General features: G+C 73.0%; 17 protein-coding genes. 8 read left to right on the top strand and 9 right to left on the bottom strand.

Annotated elements, in window-relative coordinates:
* Positions 1 to 3 precede the first annotated feature (3 nt).
* Genes ACFYWQ_RS25310 through ACFYWQ_RS25295 form a run of 4 tightly spaced genes read left to right on the top strand, consistent with a single transcriptional unit; the run spans position 4 to position 4,311 of the window.
* Positions 4 to 447, top strand: coding sequence for a GPW/gp25 family protein (locus ACFYWQ_RS25310; protein WP_389519135.1), 444 nt, complete (start codon positions 4 to 6; stop codon positions 445 to 447).
* Positions 447 to 2,405 carry a putative baseplate assembly protein gene (locus ACFYWQ_RS25305; protein WP_389519134.1) on the top strand — a complete coding sequence of 653 codons (1,959 nt, stop codon included), beginning with the start codon at positions 447 to 449 and terminating at the stop codon, positions 2,403 to 2,405. The genes ACFYWQ_RS25310 and ACFYWQ_RS25305 overlap by 1 nt, the downstream gene beginning before the upstream one ends.
* Entirely contained in the window at positions 2,402 to 2,971 is a 570-nt protein-coding gene (locus ACFYWQ_RS25300) for a phage tail protein (RefSeq protein ID WP_389519133.1), read from the top strand. Before ACFYWQ_RS25305 ends, ACFYWQ_RS25300 begins: the two co-directional genes overlap by 4 nt.
* On the top strand, positions 2,968 to 4,311 hold the full coding sequence (locus tag ACFYWQ_RS25295) for an NADase-type glycan-binding domain-containing protein (RefSeq protein WP_389519132.1): 1,344 nt from the start codon (positions 2,968 to 2,970) through the stop codon (positions 4,309 to 4,311). The genes ACFYWQ_RS25300 and ACFYWQ_RS25295 overlap by 4 nt, the downstream gene beginning before the upstream one ends.
* Positions 4,312 to 4,659: 348 nt before the next feature.
* Here the strand turns inward: ACFYWQ_RS25295 and ACFYWQ_RS25290 are convergent, their stop codons facing one another.
* The 3 genes from ACFYWQ_RS25290 to ACFYWQ_RS25280 form a co-directional block, all read right to left on the bottom strand.
* Positions 4,660 to 5,958, bottom strand: a complete 1,299-nt coding sequence (locus ACFYWQ_RS25290) for an LCP family protein (RefSeq protein ID WP_389519131.1) — start codon at positions 5,956 to 5,958, stop codon at positions 4,660 to 4,662.
* A 387-nt stretch (positions 5,959 to 6,345) separates the two neighbouring features.
* On the bottom strand, positions 6,346 to 7,476 hold the full coding sequence (locus ACFYWQ_RS25285; RefSeq protein ID WP_389519130.1) for a hypothetical protein: 1,131 nt from the start codon (positions 7,474 to 7,476) through the stop codon (positions 6,346 to 6,348).
* Positions 7,477 to 7,571: 95 nt separating this feature from the next.
* Positions 7,572 to 8,252, bottom strand: a complete 681-nt coding sequence (locus tag ACFYWQ_RS25280; RefSeq protein ID WP_389519129.1) for a flavin reductase family protein — start codon at positions 8,250 to 8,252, stop codon at positions 7,572 to 7,574.
* A 329-nt stretch (positions 8,253 to 8,581) separates the two neighbouring features.
* On the opposite strand from ACFYWQ_RS25280, the gene ACFYWQ_RS25275 reads away from it, so the two are divergent.
* The 3 genes from ACFYWQ_RS25275 to ACFYWQ_RS25265 all read left to right on the top strand — a co-directional run bounded on the left by ACFYWQ_RS25275 (position 8,582) and on the right by ACFYWQ_RS25265 (position 11,764).
* Positions 8,582 to 9,532 (top strand): glycoside hydrolase family 26 protein, encoded by a 951-nt coding sequence (locus ACFYWQ_RS25275; protein WP_389519128.1) that lies wholly within the window; start codon positions 8,582 to 8,584, stop codon positions 9,530 to 9,532.
* Between the two features lie 53 nt (positions 9,533 to 9,585).
* Positions 9,586 to 10,695, top strand: coding sequence for a M23 family metallopeptidase (locus ACFYWQ_RS25270; RefSeq protein WP_389519127.1), 1,110 nt, complete (start codon positions 9,586 to 9,588; stop codon positions 10,693 to 10,695).
* A 187-nt stretch (positions 10,696 to 10,882) separates the two neighbouring features.
* Positions 10,883 to 11,764 carry a sulfotransferase family protein gene (locus ACFYWQ_RS25265; RefSeq protein ID WP_389519126.1) on the top strand — a complete coding sequence of 294 codons (882 nt, stop codon included), beginning with the start codon at positions 10,883 to 10,885 and terminating at the stop codon, positions 11,762 to 11,764.
* A gap of 23 nt (positions 11,765 to 11,787) precedes the next feature.
* Here ACFYWQ_RS25265 and ACFYWQ_RS25260 read toward each other — a convergent pair whose 3' ends face one another.
* The 3 genes from ACFYWQ_RS25260 to ACFYWQ_RS25250 form a co-directional block, all read right to left on the bottom strand.
* Entirely contained in the window at positions 11,788 to 11,976 is a 189-nt protein-coding gene (locus tag ACFYWQ_RS25260) for a hypothetical protein (RefSeq protein WP_389519125.1), read from the bottom strand.
* 14 nt (positions 11,977 to 11,990) lie between these two features.
* Positions 11,991 to 12,593 carry an ArsR/SmtB family transcription factor gene (locus ACFYWQ_RS25255; protein WP_389519124.1) on the bottom strand — a complete coding sequence of 201 codons (603 nt, stop codon included), beginning with the start codon at positions 12,591 to 12,593 and terminating at the stop codon, positions 11,991 to 11,993.
* A gap of 83 nt (positions 12,594 to 12,676) precedes the next feature.
* Positions 12,677 to 13,213: a hypothetical protein gene (locus tag ACFYWQ_RS25250; RefSeq protein WP_389519123.1), complete on the bottom strand. Its 537-nt coding sequence runs from the start codon at positions 13,211 to 13,213 to the stop codon at positions 12,677 to 12,679.
* A 208-nt stretch (positions 13,214 to 13,421) separates the two neighbouring features.
* Here ACFYWQ_RS25250 and ACFYWQ_RS25245 point away from each other — a divergent pair, with 208 nt between their 5' ends.
* The gene (locus tag ACFYWQ_RS25245; protein WP_389519122.1) at positions 13,422 to 13,928 is read left to right on the top strand and encodes a hypothetical protein; all 507 of its coding nucleotides are present in this window, start codon (positions 13,422 to 13,424) and stop codon (positions 13,926 to 13,928) included.
* Here ACFYWQ_RS25245 and ACFYWQ_RS25240 read toward each other — a convergent pair.
* From ACFYWQ_RS25240 to ACFYWQ_RS25230, 3 genes are read right to left on the bottom strand one after another with little or no spacing between them, the layout of a single operon-like run.
* On the bottom strand, positions 13,922 to 14,221 hold the full coding sequence (locus ACFYWQ_RS25240; protein WP_389519121.1) for a hypothetical protein: 300 nt from the start codon (positions 14,219 to 14,221) through the stop codon (positions 13,922 to 13,924). The genes ACFYWQ_RS25245 and ACFYWQ_RS25240 overlap by 7 nt on opposite strands.
* Positions 14,221 to 15,123 (bottom strand): hypothetical protein, encoded by a 903-nt coding sequence (locus ACFYWQ_RS25235; protein ID WP_389519120.1) that lies wholly within the window; start codon positions 15,121 to 15,123, stop codon positions 14,221 to 14,223. Before ACFYWQ_RS25235 ends, ACFYWQ_RS25240 begins: the two co-directional genes overlap by 1 nt.
* 33 nt (positions 15,124 to 15,156) lie before the next feature.
* Positions 15,157 to 15,579 carry an ATP-binding protein gene (locus ACFYWQ_RS25230; protein WP_389519119.1) on the bottom strand — a complete coding sequence of 141 codons (423 nt, stop codon included), beginning with the start codon at positions 15,577 to 15,579 and terminating at the stop codon, positions 15,157 to 15,159.
* Between the last annotated feature and the right edge of the window lie 186 nt (positions 15,580 to 15,765).

Raw genomic sequence — 15,765 nt, 5'->3', positions numbered from 1 at the left:
CTGATGGCCGAACAGTTCGTCGGGTCCGGGTGGGCGTTCCCGCTCCGGATCGGGCCCACCGGAGGCATCGCCCTGGTCAGCGGGGAACGCGAGATCGAGGAGGCCGTCCGGCTGGTGCTGTCCACCGCGCCGGGTGAGCGGCCGATGCGCCCGGAGTTCGGCTGCGCCATCCACGACCTGGTGTTCGCGCCGGTCAACGAGGCCACCGCCGGCCGCATCCAGCACGAGGTGTACGTCAGCCTCGACCGCTGGGAGCCGCGCATCGAGGTCCACGACGTCGAGGTCACCGCCGGTACGCAGCAGGGCGTGCTCTTCATCGACGTCCGCTACTCCATCCGCGGCACCAACAACCCGCGCAGCCTCGTCTTCCCCTTCTACGTCATCCCGTCCCACGACGAGCCGGACCTGCCGGGCTCCACGGGTACGGCTTCCGAAAGCGACCGCTGATGGCCCTGCCCTCGCCCAACCTCGACGACCGCCGCTTCCAGCAGTTCGTCGACGACGCCAAGCGCTACATCCAGCAGCGCGCCCCGGAGTGGACCGACCACAACGTCTCCGACCCCGGCGTCACCCTCGTCGAGACCGTGGCCCACATGGCCGACCAGATCGTCTACCGGCTCAACCGCGTGCCGGACAAGAACCACCTGGCCTTCCTGGACCTCGTCGGCATCACCCTCTTCCCGCCCTCGGCCGCCCGCACGGACGTCACCTTCTGGCTCTCCGCCCCCCAGGAGGAGACCGTGCTGCTGCCGCTGGGCACCGAGGTCGCCACCGTGCGCACCGAGAGCGAGGAGTCCGTCGTCTTCGCCACGGAGCGCGAACTGAGCGTGGTGCCCTGCTCGTTGGGCCACGTCGTGGTGCAGCACAAGGGGGAACCGGTCACCGACCGCACCACCGACCTCGCCGAGGGCAAGGACGTCTTCTGCTTCGCCGAGTCCCCGAACCCCGGTGACTGCATGCTGCTCGGCCTCAGCGCCGCCGTACCGCACTGCGCGGTGGTGCTGGAGCTGGACAGCCGCGTGGACGGCGTCGGCGTCGACCCGCGCCAGCCGCCCCTGGTGTGGGAGGCGTGGACGGAGGACGGCTGGCAGGAGTGCGAGGTCGACCGCGACGGCACCGGCGGCCTCAACCGCCCCGGCGAGGTCGTCCTGCACGTCCCCGGCGGGCACGTGCTGTCCCGCTCCGGCGGCCAGGAGGCCGGCTGGCTGCGCTGCCGCGTCACCGAGCCCCTCACCAACCAGCCCTTCTACACCACCTCCCCCACCGTCCGCTCCGCGGAGGCCTTCACGGTCGGCGGCACCGCGCCCGCCGTGCACGCCGAGACGGTGTACGACGAGGCGCTCGGCGAGTCGACGGGCCTGCCCGGCCAGCGCCTGCGCCTCGCCCACACCCCCGTCGTCGGCGACGACCCGCCGCTGCTGCTCCAGACCGCCGAGCACGAGGGCTGGGTGGACTGGCGGGTCGTCCCCCACTTCGCCGCCTCCGGGCCGCAGGACCGGCACATCACCCTCGACGCCGCCACCGGCGAGATCACCTTCGGGCCGTCCGTCCGCGAACCCGACGGCACCCTGCGCCAGTACGGCGCCGTCGCCCCCAAGGGCGCCGTCGTCCGCGCCCGCCGCTACCGCACCGGCGGCGGCCGCTCGGGCAACGTGGCCCGGGGCGCCGTCCAGGTCCTGCGCACCTCCGTCCCGTACGTCTCCGAGGTCGTCAACCGGGAGGCCGCGCGCGGCGGGGTCGACGGCGAGACGGTCGAGGAGGCGAAGGTCCGCGCCCCGATCACGCTGCGCGCCCAGGAACGGGCCGTCACCCTGCGCGACTACGAGGAGCTGGCCCGCCGCGCCGCCCCCGAGACCGCGCGCATCACCTGCCTGGAGGGCAGCCCGGACGAGCACGGCTCCTACGCGGTACGGGTCCTGGTGGTCCCGCAGGCCGTCCCCGACCCCGGCGGCCGGCTCCGCTTCGAGCAGCTCGTGCCCGGCGACGCCCTGCTCGACCGCATCACCCGCCACCTCGACGAACGCCGTCTGATCGGGACGCGACTGGCGGTCGGCCCGCCCTACTACCAGGGCGTCACCGTCGTCGCCACCGTGCACGCCTTCCGCGGCGTCGACACCGACCGGGTGCGGCGCCAGGCCCACGACGCCCTCTACCGCCACCTCGACCCGCTGACCGGCGGCGCCGACGGCAAGGGCTGGCCGTTCGGCCGTCCCGTGCAGTCCGGCGAGGTCTTCGCGGTCCTCCAGCGCGTCCCCGGCGTCGAACTGGTCGACCAGGTCACCCTGCACCCCGCCGACCCGCTGACCGGCAAGCGGGGCGACGCCACCGACCGCATCGACCTGTCGGCGCCCGCCCTGGTGTTCTCCTACGACCACCGGGTCCGCGTGATCGGGGACGGCGCATGAGGGGCTCGGTGGACGGGCTCGGCTCGTCCGCGCCGATCGGGGCGATGCTGCCGGCCGTCTTCGCCGACGACGACCTCGCGCAGCGGTTCGTCGGCGGCCTCGACGACGTCATCGCGCCGATCCTCAACGTCCTCGACTGCCTGCCCTCCTACTTCGACCCGGCGCTCGCCCCCGTCGACTTCACCCGGTGGCTGGCCGGCTGGGTCGGCGCCGAGACCGACGGCACCGAGCCGGAGCCGAGGCTGCGGGCCGCGGTCGCGGCCGCCACCCACCTGCACCGGGTCCGGGGCACCCGGCGCGGGCTGGCGGAGGCGATCCGCCTGGCCTTCGGGGTGGAGCCGGAGATCTCCGAGAGCGGCGGCGCCGCCTGGAGCGCCCGCCCCCTGGGCTCGTTCCCCGGCGAGTCCCGCCCCCATCTGCACGTCACGCTCCGTCTGTCCGACCCCGGCCCGGCGGACGAGCACCGGCTGGACGCCCTCGTGGCCGCCGCCCGGCCCGCCCACATGCCCTACACGGTCAAGGTGACCCCTGCCCTGACCGCCGCCGAAAGGATCCCGGAGAGATGACCACCCAGAACTGCGCCGAGTGCGGCACCCGGGCGGAGCCGGGCCAGTCCTTCTGCGACGGCTGCGGAGCCGTACTGAGCTGGACGGACCGCTCCCCGGCCCGCACCGCGGCCGAGCCGGCGCCGGAGGCCCGCCGCCAGTCGGCCCCGGCCGAGCCGGAGACGGCCGCCGCCCGCCCGGCGGCCGCCGTGGCCACCGCCGGCGCCCCCGACACCTCCCGGACGCCGGACGCGTCCGCGACGGCGGACGACGACGACACCACGGAGACCCCGCTCCCGGCCCTGCCGCCGGACGAGCACACCCCGGCGCACGGCGAGGCCGGCCGGCCGTCGGCCCCGGCCGCCGACGACACGGCCCCCACCGAACCGGTCCCCGCCGCTGCCGCCGCCTCCACTTCCTCCTCCACTTCCTCCTCCGCGTCCGCGTCCGCCCCGGACGACACCATGACGGCCCGGGCGCGTTCCCTCCTCGTCCCGGTGGCGGACCCGGAGGACCGGCCCACCCCGCCGCCGACCGTCGTGCCGGTGCTGCCGGGCCGGCCGGTCGCGGAGCGGCCGCAGGTGCGCGCCGTGGGCCCCGAGCTGGGCGACGCGAACGGGCTCCCGTGCCCCTGGTGCTCCACGCCCAACCGCCCCGACCGGCACTACTGCACCCGCTGCGCGATGCCGATGACCCGGGAGGACCACTCGTTCGAGCGCCGGTCGTGGTGGCGCCGCCTGGTGGACTGGCGCAACCGCGAGACGCCGTGGGCGGGCGAGCGCCCCCGGCTGCGCCGCACCTTCGACCGGATCGTGACGTGGGTGGTGACCGCGGCCGTCCTCAGCCTGCTGATCTGGGTCGGGGTCAACACGCCGGACTGGATCCAGGCCACCCGCGACCACTTCGCCAAGCGGGCCCCGGTCGCCCCGGACACGATCGCCGCCTCCCGCTCGTACCCCGGCCACAAGCCGGAGCTGGCCTTCGACAAGATCAACAACAGTTGGTGGGGCCCCGGTGTCGCCCAGTCCGGCGAGGGCGAGTGGATCGAGGCCCGCTTCTCCGAGCCGACCCGCCTGCTGGACCTGATCATCACCCCGGGCGTCTCGACCCGCGCCGAGCAGCTGTCCGAGTCGGCCCTGCCGCACCGCATCAAGGCGACGATCACCCTGAAGGACGGCACGACCACGACGAGGGAGCTCACGCTCGACCAGAGCGCCGGCGGCCAGCGCCGCGGGTTCCGCGTCGGTGAGGTGATCAAGGTCCGCTTCACCATCGAGTCGGCCTACGCCGCCTCGGACAGCAAGCAGGTCTCCATCGCGGAGATCGAGTTCTTCGGCCGCTCGAACGCCAACGCGACCTGACCGACCCCGCCCCACCCGCGCCACCGTCCGGGCCGCACGGCCCGGACGGCCCAGCCCGGACGGGACGGCCCGGACGGCCCCGATGTCAGCCGGGAGCCGGCACAAACGAACGAGGCCCATTCCGTGTGACACGGAATGGGCCTCGCGCTGGAGCGCCGGGCAGGCCTTGCACCTGCATCTCCCCGCAGGAAGCGGGACGTCTTTCCTTGGACCACCAACGCAGAACCGTTTCGCCGCTGTTGTTGTGGCGACCAGCTCGTGATCAACTCTACAGCACTCCGGCCGTCACGCAAACCACAGCCGCACCACCCGTCACACCACCCGTCACCCCACCACCCCCCGTACCGTTCAGCCGAGTTCGTCGACGTCCAGGTCGGGACCGACGACGAGCGTGACCACGTCCGCGTCCGCCTCCGCCGACGCGGCCGAGGGCACCCCCGGGACGGGCAGGCGCGAGGAGAGGACGGCGGCCTGCCGCTCCAGGCCCGCCGGGTAACCGACGGTGGTCTCGCTCGCCGGCTCGGGCGCGTTGCCCGTCCCGGTGACGGTGAAGCCGGCCGCGCGCAGCTTCTCGGCGACGGCGGCGGCGCGTCCGCCGATCCCGGTGCCGTTGAGGACCCGGACGCGGACGGCGGAGGCGTACACGAGGTCCTTCACGGCCGTCTGCAACTGCGTCTTGGTCGTCTCCTCGTCCTTGGCCAGGGAGGTGAACAGATCGGCGGCCTGCGGGTACTGCCAGACGACGTTGGCCTTGTCCGTCGGGACGTCCGCCTCCCGCGGGTAGTTGGGCACGGTGAGGAAGGACAGCCGGTCGGTGGGTATGCCCTTGAGCTCGTTGGCGAGGGCGTAGATCGGCTGGATGCCGGCCAGGTCCGGGTCGGTGGTCAGCGACTCGGTCGCGGACCGGAGGAACCCGTACAGCGCGTTGGGGCTGGTCAGCTTGGACTTGGCCTTCTTCACCAGGGCGTTCATGAACTCCTGCTGGCGGCCGATGCGTCCGATGTCGGAGCCGTCGCCGACGCCGTAGCGGACCCGGACGTAGCCGAGGGCGGTCTCGCCGTCGACGGTCTGGCAGCCGGCGTCCAGGTCCAGGCGGGCCTTGTCGGAGGTGATGGCCTGCTCGGGGCAGACCTCGATGCCGCCGAGGGCGTCGACCATGCCCTTGAAGCCGGAGAAGTCGACGGACATGAAGTGGTCGATGCGCAGACCCGTGTGGGCCTCGACGGTCTTGATGCTGCACGCGGCGGCCCCGGCGACCTCACCGCTGGCGCCACCGATCGCGAACGCCTCGTTGATCTTCCCCTTGTGCGGGGTGGACGTCCGGCCGTCGCCCATGTCGCAGGCGGGTATCTCCACGTAGGAGTCGCGCGGGAACGACACGACCGCGGCCCACTTCCGGTCGGCGGGGACGTGCAGCACCATCAGCGTGTCCGACTGCATGGTGGTCAGGTCCTTGCCGTACTTCGCGTTGGCGCCGTCCCGGCTGTCGGAGCCCACGACCAGGATGTTCTGCGAGCCCGGACTGAGGTTCTCGGGCCGGTCGCCGCCCAGCTTGTCGTCCACGTCGGCGGCGCTGATGTTGTCGTTGAGGTCCTGGTATATCCACGCGCCGACCCCGCCGACCGCGAGGACGACCACCGAGGTCACCCCCGCGCCCCACGCCAGGACCCGGCCGCGCCGCGTCAGCCGGGTCTTCCCCCTGCCCCGGCTCCTGCCCGCGCCCGCGCCCGTTCCCCTGCCCGTGCCGGACCCGCCGGTCCCGCCGGTCCCGCCGGGCGGTGTGCGCCGACGCCTTCCCGTACCGCTCACCGGCACTCGCCCTCCGCTCGGCCGTCCACCCCGTACACCGTGCTCGGATCGTTCGGCGTCGGTCACCGCCGGACGACGGGAACCTCCCCACACGGAGGAATACGTCCCGGGAACACAGACGACTCATCCGTCCCGAACGTTGCGTTCCCCGTGAAAGTCCATTGACGGCGGCCGACGACGGCCGGTGCCCCCGCGGCACCCGGTGGAGGCCGGTTCCCGGTTCCCCTACCGGGGCCGCAGCGGGCCCGCCATGCGCCGCGCCTCCGGCAAGGTCGCCGGCCGGGCCTCAGCGGTGAAGGTGAAGACGAAGGGCCACAGCACCGGATGGCCGTCGTGGAAGAGCGGGGAGGCGCCCCAGACGACGCCGTTGCGGTCCGTGTACCGCTGCCAGAACTGCGCGTGGCCGAGGTTGACGTCCGTGCGCAGGCGTTCGACGAGGGCCGGGGGCAGGGTGGGCGGCGGGGGCGGCGGGGGCCGCCAGTGCGGCAGCGGGCCCCGGAAGCCGACCCCGTGGCGGCGGCGCAGCAGGACGATCTCGACCACGGCGGTCACGGTGACGCCGACCGGGCCCGTGAACAGGGCCACGTAGTAGGACGGCGTCGGGTGCGACCCCGGGTAGGCCTCCACGGAGTCGACGAGGGCGGAGTGCGCGATGGCCGTCAGCCACACCAGCGGGACCGCGGCCAGGGGGCGGACGAGGGGGTGCCCGCCGACGCTGAAGGAGTTGCGGTGGATGAGGTAGAGCACCGAGCCGAAGAACACCATCAGCCAGGGGAGGAAGACCAGCAGCAGGACGTACCAGGCCATCTGCTCGGGTTCGTAGTCGTAGCCGTTCAGCATCCAGACCACGAACAGGGCGCAGAAGCCGGCGGTGATGGAAGCGGTCAGCAGCGGGCGCAGGCACAGCCGGGCCACGGTGGCGCGGGCGCCGGGGCGGGCCAGGGCGATGAGCGGGACGCACGCCACGAGCAGGGCGACCGGCCCGGTGGCCAGCATCAGGATGCTGTCGGTCATGGCCTGCTCGACGGAGTCGAAGAAGCCTCCGCCGGTGAACAGGTGGATGACGAAGAACAGGACGCCGAGCCCGAGCAGCGCCCTGGGCAGCAGCAGCCGCTCGATGAGCGGGTCGGCCGCCTGCCCGGCGAGGGTGGTGACGACGGGCTGCCCCGGCGCGGCGAGACCGATGGCCGCGGCGGCGTCGAACCGGAAGGCGTGGAACGGGCCGTAGATCCGCCGGGCCAGCCGCCACGGCAGGAGTACGTCCAGCACCCAGGCGACGGGCCCGGGCACCAGCGCCGGGGCGGCGGGGGGCGTGCGGTAGGGCGGCCGGTCGTAGCCGTCGGCGGTGGTGCTCATGACGTCGTTGACTCCCCCGGGTCGACGGATCACGTACAGGGACCCTCATCCTGACATGTCCGCCGCCAACCAACCTGTGAATAAACGGGCGTTGATCAGGCCCGCTCCCCTTCCCGGTCCGGGTCGCGGTCCCGTTCCCTCGGCGTCTCGGACCGGAAGCCGTGGCCGAGTTCGGGGGTGAGGCCGTGGTAGTGGCGGAAGTTGTAGATGAGCGGGCTCCACGCCGACGGGTCGATGTGCTGGGTGCCGGGGACGACGACGGAGGCGTCGGCGTGCACGCGCAGCACCTCGCACTCGACCGTCCAGAAGTGCCCGTCCGCCCCGCCCGGCGTCATCGCCCGTACGACCGCCTCCAGTTGGAGCGGGCACTCGGCGACCCTGGGCGGCCGTACCGTCTCGGCGGGCTGCGGGGTGAGTCCCGCGGCCGCGAACTTGTCGCCCTCGTGCCGGTACACCGCCCGCTTGACCTCCGGCACCGGATCGGCGCCGGTGAGCGGGGCGAGCGCCTCGACCTGCCGCCACAGTCCCGGCCCCGGCAGGTTGATCACCACCTCCGGCCGCGCGGCCAGGTTCTCGGCCGTACGGCTCTCCCGGCCCACCCCGAGCACGACGGTGTACCCGAGCGCCCACGCCGAGGAGACGGGGGCGAGGTTGGGCGTGCCGTCGGCGTTCTCGGTGGCCAGCAGGGCCACGGGCGTGCCGAAGTACAGGATGCTCGGGGAGAGGGCCACGTGCCGCCCGGCGACGACGTCCCCTCCGACTGCTGCTGTGCTCATGCCGGGAACGCTAGGTGCCCGACGCTTCGCCGCCCGCCGAAACGTGCTCGCACGCACGTCCGAACCGCGTCCCCGGTCCGGGTGGCCCGTGGGGCGAGTCGGCCGCCGGGTGGGGCGCTGACCGGCATGCTGGGCCGGTGTTACGGCTCCCGCGCGCTTTCCCCCGCGCTTTCCCGCGCGCTTTCCCCAGCGTTCTCCCACACGCTTCCCCGCGCTCTCTGTCGCGCCTCCCGCGCCCTTCGCCGCGCCTCCGGCGCTCTTCGCCGCGCCCGCCGCGCTCTTCACCGCGCCCACTCACGCGTGCGCTCCGGCTCGTTGCGGCGGCCCTCGTGCTGCTCCTCGCGGGTGCGGCCTGTGTGCCCGTCGGGGGCGGCACGACGGACGGCCGGGCGAGGGCGGCGGCGGGGGACGGGACCGCCTTCGGGGCGTACGTCGGGTACGACGCGGCCGCGGTGCCGCGGATCGCGAGGCTCGGCGCGTGGGTGGGGAAGGCCACTCCGGTGGTCGGCCGGGCCTACCTGCCCGGGGACCGGTGGCACCGTATCGAGGGGGAGCCCGGCCATCTGGAGCACTGGGCGCGATGGCGCGGGGCGCGTCCCGAGAGGATGTTCGTGCTGAACGTCCCGATGCTGGAGCGGAACGAGGCGCGGCTGCCCGACTCCGTCGTGCGGCACGAGCTGGCGAAGGGCGCGGGCGGCGCCTACGACGGGCACTTCCGGGTGCTGGGGCGACGGCTCGTCTCGCTCGGGCTGGCCGACACGGTGCTCGTCCTCGGCTGGGAGATGAACGGCGTGTCCTACACGCACCGCTGCGGCCCCGACCCGGCCGCCTGGAAGCGGTACTGGGCGCGGATCGTCCGGGCCATGCGAGCCGTGGACGGGGAGCGGTTCCGGTTCGAGTTCGCGCCCAACCGGGGGCGCGACGCCATCCCGTGGACCGCGTGCTACCCCGGTGACGCGTACGTCGACATCATCGGCATGGACGCCTACGACCAGCCCGCGGGCATGTCCTTCGCGGGGCAGGTCGCCGAGCCGTACGGGCTCGCGGCGCACGTGCGGTTCGCCGCCGAGCACGGCAAGCCGATCGCGTACCCGGAGTGGGGGCTGTACCGCAACGGCGACAACCCCGACTACGTGCGCGGGATGCTCAATTGGTTCGCCCGGCACCGGCCGCTCTACCAGAGCATCACCGACTACTGCCCGCACGGGGTGTGGCAGTGCCGGGAGAATCCCCGGTCGTCGGAGGTGTACCGGGCCCTGGTGGGTGGGCCGTTCGGCTGAGGGCGCGGCGCGTCTGACGGACCGTCGGCGAGCGTCGGTCCGATGATCCCAAGATGCGACGAGAAGACCCCGCGCACCCCCTCCCCCCGTGCCTCGACGACACGACCGATTCCGGGTGCGCGGCGACCACCGATGCCGTGACCGGGGCGACCACCGATGCCGTGACCGGGGCGACGGCCGACGCCGTGGCCGAGGTGACGACCGTGTCCGCGGACCGTGCCCCTGCCGATACGGCAGCCCGCCTCCGGGCCGATGCCGATACGACGGCCGGCGTCCCCGGCGTCCCCGGCAGCCCCGCCGGGACGACGGTCGGCGTCCCCGCCGGGGCCGCCGTCCTGGCCGTGCTGCTGGCCGCCGCCCTGGTCGCGCTCGCCGCGATGCCCGCCGACGCCGGGAGCGACGGCGTCCGCGAGCGGGCCGCCCGGGTCGTGCACGACCACGAGCAGGCCCGCGAACGGGTCGACCGGCTCCGGCGGACGGACGCCGGCACCACGAAGGTCAAGGCCGCCGAAAGCCGCCGCAAGACCCTCCGCGACGATCTGTGGGACCTGCTGGGACCGGCGGCGCACGACAACGGCGACCCGGTCGCCGTCGACCCGGCGGGCCGGGCCGGACACTGCGCCGTCCCGGACCCCGCCCCCGCCCCCGACCGGACGCCCGAGCGCGACCGGGACCGGGACCGGGACCGGGACCGGGAGAAGGAGAAGGGCGGCAAGGAGGAAGGCGACCGTGCGGAGTGGACCGCACCGACCCGCGGCTACTGGCTCTCCGCCGGCTACGCCGACAAGGGCTCCCGCTGGGCCCACCGGCACACCGGCCAGGACTTCGCCGTGCCCGCCGGCACTCCGGTGTACGCCGTCGGTCCGGGCGTCGTCCGCGTGACGACGTGCGGCGACGGCTTCGGGAACCAGGTCGTGGTCCGCCACGCCGACGGGTACTTCACGCAGTACGCCCACCTCTCCCGCACCGACGTCCGCAAGGGCGAGCGGGTGGGGGCGGGGCAGCGCCTAGGACTCGCGGGCGCCACGGGCAACGTCACCGGTCCCCACCTGCACTTCGAGGTGCGGATCACGCCGTACATGGGATCCGCGGTGCCGCCGTTGCCGTGGCTGCGGAGGAAGGCGGTGCGGGTGACACCGCCGGAGCAGCCGGGCACCGACTGAGGCCTCGCCACCGGGGGTGTGACGGGCAACTGACAGCAACTCACAGCAACACTTAAGAAATCGGTAAATGCCCAGCTCAGGCCCTCCCTGGCGGCGTTTCCGGCTCTCGTTGTTCGCCTGCGGGACACGTGTTGTCCGCTTGGGGCACCTGGGATGCGGAGCCGGAGCCAGGGAGGAAGGTGTCGTCGTGCGAGACCCGCGTCTGACCGCGATAAGCAAGGGGCTGAAGCGCCGGGGGAGGCTCGTGGCGCAGGCGGTGAGCCCGCCGCGGCGCGCGGGGAGCACCGTACCGGCGCCGCGGCCGGAGGCGGACGGCGGTGACGGCTACGTCGCCCCGCGGGCCGCGCGGCTGGTGGAGTCACCGGTGTTCGTGCTGTCCTCCGTGCGCTCGGGGTCGACGCTGCTGCGGGTGCTGCTCAACAGCCACAGCCGCGTCCGCGCCCCGCACGAGATGCACCTGCGGACGCTGCACGTCCAGCTGACGCGCGGGTTCACCGCCGCCGCCATGAAGGAACTGGAGCTGGACAAGGCGGAGTTGGAGCACGTGCTGTGGGACCGGGTGCTGCACCTGGAGCTGACCCGCAGCGGCAAGGACGTCATCGTCGACAAGACCCCGCCCAACAGTCTCATCTGGCCCAGGCTGCACCGATGTTGGCCGAACGCGCGGTTCGTGCTGCTGCTGCGGCACCCGGGCGCGATCGTCGCGTCCCTGACCAGTCGCCGTACCGATCCGGACCGGGAGGCCATCCTCGCCGAGGTGCTCGGCTACTGCGAGAAGCTGGAGGAGGCCCGGCAACGCCTCGACGGCGCCCACGTGATCACGTACGAGGAGCTCACCGCGGAGCCGGAGCGCGTCACCCGGGGCCTGTGCGCCTTCCTGGGCGTGCCCTGGGAGAGCGGGATGCTCGACTACGGGCGCAACGACCACGGCACGTTCCGCCCGCAGCTCGGCGACTGGAGCAGCGCCATCAAGTCGGGCCGCATCCAGCCCGCCCGCACCGCCACCCCGGACACCGACCTCCCACCCCGGCTGGCCGAGTTCGCCCGCGCGTGGGGGTACGAAGCGTAGGGCCAGGTGCGGTTCCGCCGGTCTCAGGCGACGGCCGCGGCCGTCCTCGGCGGGGTGGTCAGCCGCAGGCCGACCTCCACGAGGGCCCAGCCGAGGCGGGTACGCAGGTCCCGGGGCCGCCGGGCCGCCATGGCGAGGCGGTGGGCATCGGCCTCGGCGCGCAGTTCGGCGACACGGAGGCGGTGCGGGGCGAGGTGGGTGTACGAGTGCATCGGACTGCGGCCTCTCATTCCGTGGTGAAGGGGAACGCGTGGGTATGGATGCGTACGTGGGCGGTGTCCGTGGCGTCGTCCTCGTCGGTGACGCGGTCGCGGTAGGTGTCGACGAGCGCGTGCATCTTCTCGACGAGTTCGCGGGTGAGTTCGGGCGTCAGCCGTAGCGTCGCGCTGCTCATGTCCCAGGTGCTGCGCCACTCCTCGGGCCAGGCGTGACGGTTGCCGAGCCAGGTCGACAGGTCGCGGGTCTGGGTGGTCGCGACCTCGTGCAGGTACAGGTCGGCGGCCCCCCGCACATCGGGGTCGGCGTCCGTGAGCAGGGCGTCGTCGAAGCTGACCCCCTGGTGGGCGGCCTGCCACCAGCGCTCCCGGCCCTTACCCTGCTCGGGGGCGTCCTCGATGAAGCCGTGGGCGGCGAGCTGGCGGAGGTGGTAGCTGGTGGCGCCGCTCGACTCGCCCAGTTTCGCAGCAAGTTGAGAGGCGGTGGCCGGGCCTCCGTGGCGCAGGGCGTTCAGCAGCCGCATGCGCAGCGGGTGGGCGAGCCCGCGCAGGAGGCGGGCGTCGAGTGGGCGGACCCGCGAGCCCTCGGGTTCCGTCGTGCCGGGTTCCGTCATGCTTCAACCGTAGTCATGCAAAGAACCCGTTGCAAGGCTCTCTTTGCAACGGGTTCTTTGTAAGCGTGGGCGGGTCGTACGGCTCAGACGGGACGGACCCTCGTCCCCGCCGCGCCCGTCGGCCGGTACACGGCCAGCGCCCAGATCACGAAGACGTCGATCGCGATCAGGATGATCGACCAGAGCGGGGCGTACGGCAGGAACAGGAACTGGAGGACCAGGCTCAGCGCGGCCAGCGCGATGCCGGCGGCGCGGGCCCAGGCGGCGCCCTTGAGCAGGCCCCAACCCGTGACGGCCGCCACGACGCCCACGATCAGCAGGATCCAGCCCCACCCGGTGAGGTTGATCTTGTAGACGTAGTCGCCGATCCGGGTGTACACGTCGTCCTCGGCGATCGCGGCGATGCCCTGGAAAACGGCGAGGAGGCCGTTCACCAGCATCAGCACACCCGCGAAGACGACCCCGCCGGCCGCCCAGCCGGCCTCACCCGCCGGGTGGCCACCGCCCGGTCCGGCCATGTGGTACCCCGTGCCCTGGTGGGACGGGTCCCACACGGGCGACTCCTGGGGACTGGCATCGGGATCCCGGGTCGGGTGGGACTGCGACGGCTGCTCGCTCATGGCGTACCCCGCTCTTCTCGCTGCTCCCGCGCCGGGCGGTTCCGTCGCGGGCGGTTCTCCCTCGACCATCGGCGCGACGGCGGGCCGTCACCACGAGGGGTGGGCCGTCCGGGTGAACCGGGGTGCGGGGGGCGGCGTGGCGTCTTTCACTGGAGTCGGCCCCCGGTAGGGGCCGGACCCGACCGGACGCCACAGGAGGTAGATCCCCATGGCAGCTCACCGAATACGCGGGGCGGGCGCAGCCGCGCCGACGGCAGCGGCGGTGGCGGTGGCGTGCGCCGTCCTGCTGTCCGCCACGCTGTCCGGCTGCACGGACGACACCAACCCGTCGTCCGTGACCAGCCGCGCGGCCTCCGCCGCCCAATCGGTCGGCAGCCAGGCCGCGTCCGCCTTCGCGTCGGCAACGGCGGAGGCCGGCCGCAAGCTGGACTCCATCAAGGGCGGCGTCGAGGCCAAGGACGACGTGAAGCTCGGCGCCCCCACCGTCGCCGGCAACCGCACCACGGTGCAGGTGACCGCCACCAACTCCGCCGACTCGGCGAAGTCCTTCGCCGTCCAGGTCGACTTCAACGACCCCGACGGCACCTGGCGGGACACGGTCCTCGTCACCGTCGCGGACGTACCGGCGGGCGGGAAGAAGACGGCCACGGCCCGCAGCACCCACCAGCTGCCGGGCAACGTACGGGCGGAGGTGCCGCGGGCGGTGCGCTACTGAGGGTGGGGCGGGGGTGGTGCGGTCAAGTCGCGGTCGTCGAAGATGTCCTCCGCCTTCTCCGCACGCATGGCCCGGTCCTGCCACAGGGCGAGTCGGTCGGGGTCGTAGCAGGACTCCACCCTCTCGCGCACCGCGTCGGAGACCGGAATGCCACGGAAGCCGAGAATCCAGACGACCCCCTCCGCCCGCACCTCGATAAGGCCTTCCTTGAAGCCTTCCTCATACGCTTGCCTGAAGGCTTGCTCGCGGATCTTCTCGGCCAGCGGGTGCCGCCAGTCGTTCTGCATCGGCATCAGCTGGGGTCCTCGACGAAGATGTCCTCAGCCTTCTCCACGTGCAAGGCCCGCTTCTGCCACAGGGCGAGTCGGTCGAGGTCGGAGCAGGACTCCACTCGCGCGCGGACGGCGTCGGAGACGGGGACGCCACGGAAACCGAGAATCCGCACGACCGTATCCGCCCTCTCCTGAACACGGACTTCCTCGCGCCCCTCCACTCGCCCCTCCTCGCGCACCTGCTCGGCGAGCGGGTGCCGCCAGAAGTACTGGATCGCCGTCATCAGGTCCCTCCACATCTGCCGGGCCTGGTCGTCCGCCAGGCACGAGTCGACGAACTGCACGAAGACCGCGGCGGTGTCGCGGTCGATGGTCCGCAGGGCTGCCGCCAAGGAGTCCAGTATGGCGGGGGCCTGCCGTCCCCGGCCGTGTGTCATGGCCGAGAGCACCGCGAGTGGTACGTCCTGTCCGGCCTCCCGCTCGTCCGCGATCACCGGCACGTTGTCCGGGCCGAGGACGAACGGGCGCACCGTCAGCGACGGACATCCGGCCACCCCGAGGTGAATGGGCTCCGACGCCCAGCGCGCCGTCGCGCTGTTCTGCGTGACGACGATGAGCACCGGCTCACAGCGGTACTTCTCGTACAGGTAGCTGAGGTAGTACGGCCAGCTGCCGCGCTTCCTCTCGTCCGGCTTCCCCTGCGACTCCACGACCAGCAGGTACGTGCCCTCACCGGTCTCCGCCCGCAGCAGCGTGTCCACGCGGCGTTCGACCGGTTCGATCTCGGTGAGGTCCACGTTCATCGCCGCGAAGTCGTACGGGTCGGGGAACGGGACCTGCAACACCTTCTGGAGGGCACGGGTCAGCAGCGCGGGGTCCTTCTGGAAGATGCGGTGCATGGCCTCGTGCGACGAGCCGACCATCGGCTCTCCTTTCTGTCCGACGTGATCAACGAGCTACGCGGTGGCCAGGTCACACCACACGTACTTGCCGCGATGCCCGAGGCGGGACAGCGGCTGCCAGCCCCAGACGTCCGCGCAGGCCCGGACCAGGGCCAGGCCCCGGCCGTCCTCGGCGTCGTCGGCGAGGTCGTCGAGCTTCGCGGGCGGGTCCGGTGGCTCGGGGTCGGCGTCCCAGGCCCCGACGCGCAGGACGCCGTCGGCGTAGCGGATGCGGAGGGCGGCGGGGCCACTGGTGTGCCGCACGGCGTTGGCGAGCAACTCGCTCGCGATCAGCTCGGCGGTGTCGGTGAGGTGGGCGAGGCCGTGGAGGGCGAGGATCAGGCGCAGGGTGCGGCGCGAAACGGGGACGGCTCTCGGGTCGTTGGGGATGTAGAGGGAGTACTCCCAGGGAGTGGGGGCCGTGGCGGTTTCGGACATGCGTCAGCTCCGTTCGTGAGGGGGTGAGGGAGGGAACGAGGGCGCGGTGGCAATGCCGCAGCCGCCATGGCAGGACGGAGCAGTGCGCTTCCGCAGAGTGATTCTTACGTCACTGACGGTAGATCTAAATTTAGAGATGCCGCAAGCCGGTCGCGTAATCTGACTCCGAACGAGTTGCGCCTACGC

It is taken from the genome of Streptomyces sp. NPDC003247 (assembly GCF_042888135.1).
GTDB lineage: Bacteria > Actinomycetota > Actinomycetes > Streptomycetales > Streptomycetaceae > Streptomyces.
Note: the sequence above shows the minus strand (reverse complement) of the source record. Positions and strands in the feature narration are given on the sequence as shown.